This is a genomic window from Parasphingorhabdus sp., from assembly GCF_039968395.1.
Classification (GTDB): domain Bacteria; phylum Pseudomonadota; class Alphaproteobacteria; order Sphingomonadales; family Sphingomonadaceae; genus Parasphingorhabdus.
On record NZ_JBDVPV010000004.1, the window covers coordinates 142,392 to 154,929 of the forward strand.

Genomic DNA, 12,538 nt, shown 5'->3' on the forward strand with positions numbered 1-12,538 from the left:
GATCATGCGACAGTATTTAGTAGAGGCAGCAAGATGAAACAGAACCAAAGTAACCGTTCAGCGCAAGAAATGATTTCGCGTCGAAACCTGGATAGTTCAGGTAAAGCCAGAACGTTTCGCGCCTTGCGAAAGCTCAAGCTTATGGCCGGAAGTTCCGTGACTGCGGCTGCATGTCTGATCGCAGCCAATCCCCAAGCGGCTCTCGCACAGACAATCGCTCCCATCGCCTCGCCCAATCGATCTTTCCAGGCTTCCGCCGATTTTGCTCTTGGAACCGGTCTACATGCCATATCAAGCAACGCGGATACCGTAACAATCGATCAGGCTCAAACAGTGATCAACTGGTCCACTTTGGACACCGCAACACTGGATACTACCAGCAGTTTGATCAATCTGCTGGCGGATAACACCAGCGTTTCCTTTGTCGGTCCCAGCAATGGCTTTACCGTTCTGAATCGGATATTGCCAACTGCGGCTGCATCCGGTGCATTTCGAGAAGTCGCAATTAGCGGAGATGTTGAGAGCCGATTGGGAAATATTGGCGGGCCAATTGGGGGAGACCTCTGGTTTTCCAGTCCCGGCGGTATTCTTGTCAGCGGAACCGGGACTTTCGATGTCGGAAGTCTGATCCTGACCAGCAATGATATTGACATAACCGGCGGACTTTTCGGACCATCAGGTGAGGTCCGGTTTCGCGGAACGGATGGCAGTCTTTCGGCGGTAACCATCCAGGAAAATGCCGATATCAATGCCAATACAAATGGTAGTTATCTCGCACTTGTGGCACCCCATGTCGTCCAGGGCGGCAATATAGATGTCGATGGCTCCGTTGCTTATGTCGGAGCCGAGCAGGCTGATTTAACCATCAACAATGGTCTGTTCGATATCGCAATTACGGTTGGAACCGGCCACAGCACGGGCGTTGAACACACAGATACAGGTATAACCTCTGGCGCTTCATCTATGCCGATAGCGGATGATCCGATGACCATGGGCACTAACGAAGCCAACCGCGATGCACAGGCCATCTATATGGTTGCTGTACCGAAAAATACGGCGATCACGATGCTGGTCGGTGGTCAGATTGGTTACGAAGCTGCAACCACCGCGGGCGTTGTCAACGGTGAAGTAATTTTGAGCGCCGGATATAATGTTTCTGTTGGCGGCAGCGAACAGTCTGCACAAATTGTAGTCGACACTGATCCTGTAAATGGAATCGCGGGCAATATCACCTTTACTGAAGGCGATATTGGTGCAGACATGACGGTTAATACCACCGGTTCCATCGACGCTCTGATCGACGGGCCAACGGCCCTGAATGTCGGTAACGGAGGTGCCTTCGCAGACTATAATCTGACTTTGACCGCAGGCGGCCAGATCGAAATTGGAGGTGCTGCCGGAGGTGCTTTGCGGGTTGAGGGAGACCTCAGCGCCCGCTCGGGAACCAATGAAATGGGCGGGTTCATTAACATTGTCGCACAAGATGATCCCAATGAACCGGATGGTATTGGCGAAATCGAGATTGGGGGCAATTTCACTGCAGACGTAAGCGCCCTTGGTGTTCAGGATCTGACACCCAATACGATTCCGGCAGATGTAACGGCCGGTTCGATTACTGTCAGTATTTCTGACAACGGCAACATCGATGTGACAGGCGATACGTTGTTGGATGCCAGCGCGGTGGCCAGTGAAAACCCTACTTTTGCGGGTTTTGCACAAGCTGGAGATGTCAGCTTCACCATGACCGGCGGCACAAGCCGCTTCAGCGGTCGCCAACTTGAAATCGACACTACGGTGGGACGGTCAATAAACCGACCAGCCCAGATTAATCCCGCAAATGGAAACAGCGGCGTAGCAGGTGATATCAGTTTCGACGTGCAGGCGGGCACATTTACGACCACCAGCTTGCTCGGGCTGAATGCGGAAGCGGATGCGGAGAGAGCGAACGGCTTCGACATGGTGAGTAACGACGCTACCGCCGGAAACATCGATATCTCATTCACGGGCGGCACCCATTCACTGGGAAGACTGGATGTGTCCAATGACGCGGAATCCAGACAATATTTGGATGCCGACGGCGAAGAAATCTATGGATTGGCGAACGGCGGCTCAGTTAATCTTCTCGTTGACGGCGCGGCAGTTACTGCCACCGGCGGATTTTTCGTAGATTCCGGAACAGAAGGTTTTTCGCCTGCCGGGTCCCAAGGATCGCTTGATTTTGTGTTTCAAAACGGCGCTTCGTTCAACGTCGGAAGCTCGGCGTTCATTTCGGCTTCCACTTTTGCAGGCAATCCGTCTGCTCCCAACTTGCCCGCGAATATCAACATTACCGTAGATGATTCGGACTTCAGCTTCAGAAGAATGTCGCTGGAATCGTCGACATTTGCGTCGTTTGGCAACGGAGCCATCGGGACGGGTGCCAATCGTCAGGCCGGTGATATCAATATCCTGGTTCAAAATGGTGGTAGCTTCACTGGCCAATCGCTGGATGTTAGCGTGAACGCCTTTTCCGGGGACAGTTCAGATGGTGGTACGGCCTCAGGCGGCAATATCCTGCTGAGTGCGAACAATGGATCGATAGCGCTGACATCCTCGCTTTTTGCCGATGCCAATGGACGCGGCAATTCCAATCCCGAATCCGATCGCGACAATCGCGGTAGCGGGTTTGGCGGCTCGATCCGGTTTGCGCTTGATGGCCAGGGCGCCTCCATGATGTTCAACGACGTATTTGCAGATGCTGACGGGTCGATTGAGTTCGACAGCGAAGGTGGCGGCATAGCACCCAGCGGACTGGGCGGTGATGGTGTGGGTGGTTCCGTTGTCATCGATTTGAACGGTGGTCTACTCACCGGTGATCGCCTGAATTTCGGAGCTGAGGGTGAAGGAGGGCCCGGCGGCGACGGTGGTGAATTCAATGACGTCGGAGACGGTGGTTCCGGACTCGGCGGAACGGTGACCTTCAACCTCAACGGCGGCAATGCAAACATCAATGAGCTGGATGTAAGTGCGAACGGCTTTGGCGGTCTTGGCGGACGCGGTGATGAAGAAGAAGGATCCGACTCAGGCAATGGAGGCGAAGCTTTTGGCGGCACTGCCATATTCAACGCGAATTCCGGCGTACTGACGATCAACACACTACTCACCGTGGAAGCAACAGGAAACAGTGAATTTGGTGGTGGACGGGGTGGCCTGGGGGACGGAGTCAACGCCGGTGATGGCGGTGCTTCGACCGGTGGTAACGCGATTTTCAATCTGGATGGAACCTCCGTCATTAACGCCGCAGCCGTGGTCGTATCCACGACCGCCTTTGGCGGCGATGCCGGACGAGGGGATAGCTTCGATCCCAATATTCCTTCCCAGAACGGCGGAGTGGGCGGCGATGCAATGGGTGGCAGTGCAGTTTTCAACAATGCCACGGGCTTTATCAGTTTCAATGACCTGACCGTCCAGTCTGACGGCGTGGGTGGTGATGGCGGTGAAAACCGCGGGCAGACAACCGGCGAGGCCACAGCCGATGGCGGTGACGGTGGACTGGGCGTTGGCGGCACGGCAACGATCAATCTCAATCAGGAAGATCTCAGCAATCCAGTCTATCGCGTATTTGCGAATGGAATTGGGGGAGACGGCGGTGCAGGCTTGAATGGCGGCAGAGGCGGAGATGCCGAAGGTGGCGAAGCGGCGTTGAATATCAATAATGTCAATGTCGCGCTGAGCTCGCCCGAGATTCGCGCGAATGCAACTGGCGGTGTTGGCGGATTCGCGGACGGATTGTCGAATAGCAACGGTGGTAGTGGTGGTGACGCGCTGGGAGGAACAGCGCGTATCGAGGTCTCCGGCGATAATGGCTTCGTACCGATTGACGAAAGCTTCATCATCAACAGCGATGCAACGGGCGGCAGCGGTGCCGATGGCGGTTTCAATTTCATGGGCGGCATGGCCGGTGATGGCGGTGAAGGCGGCGAAGGTGCAGGCGGAAGTTCCGAGATCGTCGCGCGAACCGGCGGCGTTATTGACATCACCCCCACCCCAACACCTTCTCCCGGGCCAACCGCGTTTGATTTCTCAAGTAGCGGTTTTGGTGGCAGCGGCGGTGATGGCGGCAATGTCGATATGTTCAACGGCGGTTTTGCAGGAGATGGCGGCGATGGAGGCATCGGGGTCGGGGGCGCTCCCACTTTGCTAGCTCAAGGCGGCACGATCAATGCTCTCGATATCAACCTCTTCGGGAACGGTACCGGAGGCAATGGCGGTATTGGCGGCGGCGATTTCGCGATGCAGATCGGTACTGATGGCAATGGTGGAGATGGCTTCGGCGGCAATCCGATTGTGGAAGTTCAGGAAGGCAGTCCCGGGATCATAACCCTGAATGACACATTCATTCAGGCCAACGGCCTGGGTGGTACGGGAACAACCATCGGAACCGGCGGTGGTGGCCGGATTGAAGTTACGGATACGTCTGTAGATCCAGCCGGTTTGATTAGTTTCAGCTCTTTGACCGCGGAAGCGTTAACCACATCAACTGGGGGAGCGGGTGGCTTTTTCGTCACCGGTAACAGCGGTGCGATTTCGGTTTCCGGAGATTTGATCGTCAACGTTGCGGACAATATCGAATATGCGTTTGACGGACCCGGACAGATGACGGTTGGCGGCCGGGCAAGCCTGACAAGTGGTCAGGATATTTTGTTTAGCCACACCAACAATACCGGCCCGACAATTTCCCTTGATGTGACCGGATCTGTCCAAGCTTTGGCCCAAGGCGATTTCGATGCCATGAATGGATCGATCATCCGGGCCGGATCAGTGATTGACATCCGGGCAGAAGGCAATGTTTCGGCCAGTGACTTGAGGGCAATTGAGCTCATCTATCTTTCGGCCGGTCAGGATGCACTTCTCAGAAATGCGGAAACCACTGGCCCGATCAGCGGAATGCTGAACGCCACCGGAATCTTCGTTGATGCCGGGCAAAGTTTTGACGGTAACGGAATAGAGCAATTTGATCCCGCATTTCACGCAAGCCTGACCGGTCAGATCACGTCTTTTGACAATATCCGCGCGCGCGCTGGAGGAAACGTCTTCGTTCGGACCGGTGCGGATGTTGCGGCAAACAATCAGCTGCTCGTACAGACCGGTGACGATATCATCATAGAAAGTGGATCAAGCCTGTTTTCGGGCGTCAATCCGACGATCGCCCCCAATCCCGCGGATCCGTTCATTGACGATTCGAATCTGTTTTTGCAGGCCGGAACGCTTGAAGGCGTTCTCACCGGACCGCGCCTGACACCGATCTCTTCTATCATTGCTGCAGGTGATATCGGAGCAAATGACAGCGCGGTAGTCATGTCTGCAAATGCCATAGACGGGCTTGGCGGCACGGTTACTGCGAGTTCAGTAAGGGGCGATATCAATGACGCGCCTTCCAATGCTGACATCATGATGTTTGGACAGTCAGATGACGCCGGTTTGCTAAGCACTCTGTGTCTCGAAGGAAATCTCTGCCTCGGGCTTCTGACTGCGGACAATATCATTTCGATTGGTCAAGAAGGCTTGCCAATTCAAGCCATTGTGGAAAACGGCGATATTGTGGCCAACCGGATTCTGATCAGCACCCGGCGCGATATTGTGATGGGTACCGATGGCATTCCATCCAGGTTTATCGCCTCCGACGAAGTTTTCGTGAACAGCACGGAAGGCGACATCAACCTCATGGATGCCCAGCTTTCGAGCACGCTATTGGGCATTGACGCTGCAGGGAGTCTGCTGGGAACCGGCGCCCTTTCGAGCGATAATGATATTGGTATAACCGTGGGCGGCAGCATCTCGGCTGCTTCTATTGACACAGGTAGCGAATTGACCACGGTTGGCAATCGCGGCGGTGCGCCGGAAGGGTTTTACACGGTACCCGGAAGCATGAGCGTGGGGGCGCTTTCCGTTGGCGTTGGTGACGTCAATTATAATGCTGGAGGCGACTTCCTGTTTGGCAGCATCACTGTTCCGGGAACTGATATCATTCTGGTGGCACCGGGAACGATATCCATTGATTCCTCATCTACAGCCGAAAATATCGACCTGAATGGGGGCGACATCTCACTAGGTAATATTGCAGCGAATGCGGACTTTGCTGCACTAGCTGTGAACGACATTGATTTCGGGTCTGTCACGGCCGGTGGCACATTGTCGATGGGCGCGATGAATATTACAGGCGATACTGCCGATGGTGGTGATGTACTCATATCCGCTCAAACAGCGGTCGATATAAATGACGTATCTGGCAGCACAGTCGACGTTGACGGCAACTTTGTAACCCTGGGCGGTGTTAATGGAGCCAATGTTTCCATCTCAGGCACCTCATTTGTTGATATTGGCGGCGTGTCAGGTAGCTCTATCGACATCCGGGGGGGCAGCGTCACGATCGATGATGCGCAGGGCGGTTCAATCGGCGTGTTTGGCGACGATATATTCATCGACAATGCGGACGGTGATGACATCCTCATCGATGGTTTTATTGTCACCGCAAACACGCTGACATCAGGATCTACCATTGATATCGGAGCCAGCGGTGCTCAGGGTATTGATGTCGGCACGGCTTCGGCTGGCACCGACGTCAATCTCTTTGCCGATGGTCTGATTGACATTGGCGACTTGAATGCCGGTGGCGTGGTATCTGCAATTGGTACCGATATAGTCATCGGATCCTCGGGAAGCCTTCAATTCACTGACACGTCAGCAACGGCTGGCAGTGTCGATATCACGACAGCCGGTGATCTCACGATGGATGCTACCGATGCTTCGGCTGATATTATCGTCACATCTACCGGCGGCTCGATCAGCCTGGGATCCACCCTTGCGGGCGGCAGCGCCATTGGCGACCCAACCGGAACCGGCGACCTTTTGATCAACGCCGCAGTCGACGTATTTCTCGCAAGCGAAGCCTTCGGACCGGATAATTTGTCGATTATTGCTGGCGGTTTGATCGATATACGGGGTGAAGCAGTTGGCGCCGATATCGTCACTGAGAGCGCCAACATGAATCTGGAAGGCAGTCTGGGTCAAACAGACATTACTAACAATATTGAAATTGGAACCAATGGCACCACGCAGATGGTGCTGGGCGGAGCGACCGACCTCGGTGGGTTCACTCTCGACAATTTCGAATTTGGCCGGGTGAATTCCGGTGGCGACATTACCATCACAGTCGCACCAACCGGATTTAGCGGGTTCGATCTGACGATACTGGATCTGGATGTAATTGTTGCGGACAATGTATCCGGACCACAGTCCGCAAATATCGGACTGAGCAACAGTCTGAATATTCTTGCTGATCAGTCGATCACGGTTTCAGGTATGCTGAACGTTTCCAACGCGAATGCCAACACGGGACTAAACATCGATGCGGTCCAGGACATCTTCATCAATGCTGGCGGCGGTATCATTCAGATTGTCGATCCGAATGGCGGGTATCAGGGACTGGTCACAATGAGCGCCGACAATATATTTGCGATGACCGATCAGGCCATGCTGGACATTGTCGGTCTGGGAGTTCCGGCGATCGATCAACGGCTCGGCAACAATGATGGCGTTAGTATCAATGACGGCTTTATCCGGGGACGTGACCTCGTTTTTGATGTCGGTACGAGCATATTTATTCAAAACACAGCAAGCGGTACGGATTTTGATGACCGGCGCGGGTTTACAGCCCAATCCGTCCAGATCAATGGATCCACTGGCGCTGCTCCGGCGATTGTCGTCAATGGCACGGTCGGAACGGCAACCGGCGTTGATGCACTTCTTGCGGTTAGCCTCGGTAACGGATTTGCAGCTGGAAGTACGGTCAATGGCTGTATTCTGGCTGATCCCAACAGCTGTGCACCGGTTCCGACGCCCACACCAACTCCGACTCCTACTCCGACTCCGACTCCTACTCCGACTCCAACCCCTACGCCCACTCCAACACCTACTCCGACAGATGATTCAGGAGATGATGACCCTATTCAGGACCTCATCGAAGAAGAAGTTACACCTGAGGAATCCAACCTGACGTCAGATCCCTTTGAATCCAATCTTATTGAGTTGAAGGAAAATGAAGAACCGGTTGAAGATCCGTTGATTGACGAACCAGTCACTGGAGCAGGCAATGACGATCTGTGGGTTGGCGACGGCAGTTCAGAGGAAAATGGATGCGAAACCGGTGAAAATGGCGAGGAATGCTCGTCAGACGGACCGACGGGAGACACTGAACCTGCAGCTTAAGTTTAAATTGACCGGTTGACGTTTTGCGATAGATGCCACTAGGCGAAGGGCATGAACGAAAACTCTTCGCAACGAGCAAGACAACCATTAAAACTGTTCAACAGTCTGACCCGGAAGCTGGAAACATTCCATCCGGTTCATGCAGGCGAAGCGCGCGTTTATACATGCGGACCAACCGTTTACAATTATCAGCATATCGGAAATATGCGGGCTTATATTTTCGCTGATCTGCTTGGCAGAACATTAAGCTGGAGCGGCTATAAACTTACACATATCATCAATATTACCGATGTCGGTCATCTCACCTCCGATGCGGATGTCGGCGATGACAAAATGGAAAAGGCAGCCGCGGCGTCGGGCAAGACCGCTTGGGATATCGCCAGATATTACACGGATGCCTATTGGGATGACATCAATCGCCTGAATATCCGCCAACCGGCCAAATGGTCCATTGCCACCGATCATGTCGAAGAGATGATCGAATTCGCCAAAGGCATTGCCGACAAGCATTGCTACGAATGTGAATCCGGTCTGTATTTCGATACCACGACGGTTCCGGATTATGGCCGGTTAGCCGGTAATAAAAGCGATGATGTCGAAGGGCGCATTGAAGAAGTCGAGGGCAAGCGCCACGCGCAGGATTTTGCCATCTGGCGGAAAACTCCGCCCGGCGAAAACCGTCAGATGGAATGGGATAGCCCATGGGGCAAAGGGGCACCGGGCTGGCACCTGGAATGTTCACAGATGAGCATGAAATATCTCGGAAATGAATTTGACATTCATACCGGCGGTATCGATCATCGTGAAATCCATCATCCCAATGAGATCGCCCAGAATCAGGCGCACAACTGCTCGGAACACAGCGGTGCCAATATCTGGATGCATAATAACTTCCTGATCGACCGGGCGGGCAAAATGTCGAAATCAAGCGGTGATTTTCTGCGCTTGCAGGTGCTGGTCGACAAAGGAATTCATCCCCTTGCCTATCGGTTGATGTGCTTGCAGGCGCATTATCGCAGCGAGCTGGAATTTACCTGGGACAATTTGCTAGCTGCATTGACCCGGTTCAAGCGGATCGTCATGGGCGTCGAAAATTTGCGCCTCAAATTCGACGCAGCGGATGCAACTGAAGCGAAGGCTAGGGAGCACCCCAAAATCTCGGAGCTACGGGAGAAGCTGGATGCGGCAATGGCAGATGATCTGAACAGCGCCAAGGCTGTTCCGCTGCTCGAAGAGCTTCTGGGTCTGAAAAAAGTCAACGCATCTCAGCGAATGGCGCTCCTCCAAGAGATGGATGGGATTTTTGGGCTTGATCTGGAACAAGTCACCCGTGCTGATCTGCGGTTAAGGCCAGCGGATGCCACTATCAAAGCGTCTGACATTGAAGCCATGATCAACCTTCGCCAGCAAGCCAAAGTCGACAAGGATTTTGCAAAGGCAGACGCAATACGCGACGAACTAACCGAACAGGGAGTCGATCTCATGGATGGGGATGCGCTGCGCTGGGAATGGAGAATATCAATATGACCAAACCAATAGCTGCCATGGCATCTCTTGTGCGTCCGTTGGTCGAACCACATTGCGGCGATCTTGACGTGACCTGGTTTACCAGCACGGAAGAAGCGCTCGAAATCGCTCCGCACGCGGAAATCGGCTGGTTCGACATGTATGACAAAGACAAGATGGCATCGATCATTGCAGCCGCCACCAATCTCAAATGGCTGAACAGCATTTACGCCGGTGTGGAACATTTTCCGCTCCACCAGCTCAAGTCACAGAAAACGATCCTGACCAATGGCGCGGGCCTGAACAGCGCTCCGATTGCCGAGTTTGCGGTCATGATGATGCTGGCAGCAGCCAAGCGGATGGACACAATTCTGGACCATCAACGGCAACATAACTGGCTGGAAATGCCCCCAGGAACCGCAGAAATTGACGACAGCAAGGCACTGATCATCGGCTATGGCGGGATCGGACAACAGATTGCCAAAAAGCTGTCCGGATTTGATGTCGAGGTCACTGCCGTCCGGCGCACGGCAACAGACGATCCTCAAATTATTGGACTGGATGACTGGCGCGACCGGCTCGGTGAATTTGACTGGATTTTTGTTTCTGCCCCTGCGACCGACGAAACACAGCATCTTCTTGGTGCCGCCGAATTTGCAGCCATGAAATCTTCCGCCTGGCTGATCAACGTCGCGCGCGGATCGCTGATCGATCAGCCTGCGCTTCTCGAAGCGTTGAACAGCAAAACCATCGGCGGGGCTGTACTCGACGTCACGGACCCGGAACCGCTGCCAAAGGATCATCCTCTGTGGGACGCTCCAAACTGCATGATTACCATGCACTTGTCCGGTCAGGCTCAGACCCGAATGTTTCAGCGCGCCGCAGCCCGGTTTGTTGAAAATCTGAAACGCTATCAGAATGGTGATGAAATGATTGCCGTAGCTGACTTTGATCGCGGCTATTGAAAAGCCTGAATTTTTTCGATTGAGACGTGACTCGTAAACAGATTTGACTTATCAACCAACAGCATAGGGGTGGAGTTGAGTCTTTTTCTGGAGGGGGAAAAACTTTTCTCGGGGTCGTTACCGTTCACTCGAACCACGATTGATCAATAAGATCAGGGAAGGACCCGCATGACTAAAGCTTCAGATCTGTTCGTAGAATGTCTTGAGAATGAAGGCGTTGAATATCTTTTCGGTGTACCCGGTGAAGAAAATCTCGACATGCTCGACAGCCTGTCCCGTTCCAAAAAAATCCAGCTCATCCTGACCCGCCACGAGCAGGGCGCAGGCTTCATGGCCGCCACTTACGGGCGCCATACCGGCAAGACCGGCGTCTGCATGGCCACACTCGGTCCCGGCGCAACCAATCTGGTGACGGCCGCGGCTTATGCCCAATTGGGGGGAATGCCGATCTTGATGGTTACCGGCCAGAAACCGATCAAGAAATCCAAACAGGGACGTTTTCAGATTCTGGATGTGGTTGACATGATGGGGCCGATCACCAAATTCACCCATCAACTGGCCTCGGCGGACAATATTCCAAGCCGCGTGCGCGAAGCGATCCGCCTCGCGGAGGAAGAGAAACCCGGCGCTACCCATATCGAGTTTCCGGAAGATATTGCGGACGAGCAAACGGACTCCAAACCGATTACGCCGAGTCTGGCTCGCCGTCCGGTGGCAGAAGCCAAGGCGGTCCGTGCAGCAACCAAGAAAATCGAAAATGCCAAGTCACCAATTCTGGTGATTGGCGGCGGTGCCAACCGGACCACAACCGGCAGGATGCTGACACAGTTTATCGAAAAAACCGGCATTCCCTTCGTAACAACGCAATTGGGCAAGGGTGTTGTCGATGAAACCAACAAGGAGTTTATGGGCTGTGCAGCCTTATCCGCCAATGATTTTGTCCACAGCGCGATTGAGTCGGCGGACCTGATCATCAACGTCGGCCATGATGTGATCGAGAAACCCCCGTTTTTTATGAAAGAGGGTGGTCCCGAAGTGATCCACGTATCCATGAATTCGGCTGAAGTGGATCCTGTCTATTTCCCGCATGTCGAAGTTATTGGTGATATTGGCAATGCGGTCTGGCAAATGAAGGAAGATATTGTTCCTTCGGGAAGCTGGAATTTCGATGCGATGTACAAAGCGCGCAAAGCTGAAGAAGAGCATACGGCATCAATGGATGACGATATGCGCTGTCCAATTTATCCGCCACATCTGGTGAAGGTCGTACGCAACGCCATGCCGGCCGATGGCATTATCTGCCTCGACAACGGTGTCTACAAAATCTGGTTTGCGCGGAACTATAATGCGCGCGAAGCCAATACCGTATTACTCGACAATGCGTTGGCGACAATGGGCGCAGGTCTGCCTTCGGCTATGGCATCGGCTATGGTCTATCCCGATCGCAAGGTCATGGCGATTTGTGGCGATGGCGGCTTCATGATGAATAGCCAGGAAATGGAAACTGCTGTCCGGCTGAAACTGAATATCACGGTGCTTATCCTGAACGACAGCAGCTACGGCATGATCCGCTGGAAGCAGGCCAACATGGGCTTCAAGGACTGGGGTCTGACATATGACAATCCGGATTTCGTCAAATATGCAGAAAGCTATGGCGCGAACGGGCATCGGATTACCAGTGCCCAAAACCTCCAGGAAACCATCGATCACTGCCTGAGCACCGATGGCGTCCATCTGATTGACTGTCCGGTCGATTATTCGGACAATGACCGGATATTGAATGTCGAAATCAAGGAACTCAGCGCGAAAGTTTGAGGCAT

At 53.6% G+C, this 12,538-nt stretch carries 4 protein-coding genes; all 4 read left to right on the forward strand.

Translation table 11 applies throughout. The features are described from left to right. The first annotated feature begins 33 nt into the window (after positions 1 to 33). A complete protein-coding gene (locus ABJI30_RS09960; RefSeq protein WP_348033106.1) occupies positions 34 to 8,247 on the forward strand; it encodes a hypothetical protein in 8,214 nt (2,737 codons plus the stop codon). Positions 8,248 to 8,298: 51 nt separating this feature from the next. Next, entirely contained in the window at positions 8,299 to 9,774 is a 1,476-nt protein-coding gene (cysS, locus tag ABJI30_RS09965) for a cysteine--tRNA ligase (protein WP_348018041.1), read from the forward strand. Next, on the forward strand, positions 9,771 to 10,718 hold the full coding sequence (locus ABJI30_RS09970; protein WP_348018042.1) for a D-2-hydroxyacid dehydrogenase: 948 nt from the start codon (positions 9,771 to 9,773) through the stop codon (positions 10,716 to 10,718). The genes cysS and ABJI30_RS09970 overlap by 4 nt, the downstream gene beginning before the upstream one ends. 168 nt (positions 10,719 to 10,886) lie before the next feature. Beyond that, complete coding sequence (locus ABJI30_RS09975; protein ID WP_348018043.1) at positions 10,887 to 12,533, forward strand: acetolactate synthase large subunit; 1,647 nt, start codon at positions 10,887 to 10,889, stop codon at positions 12,531 to 12,533. Positions 12,534 to 12,538 lie beyond the last annotated feature (5 nt).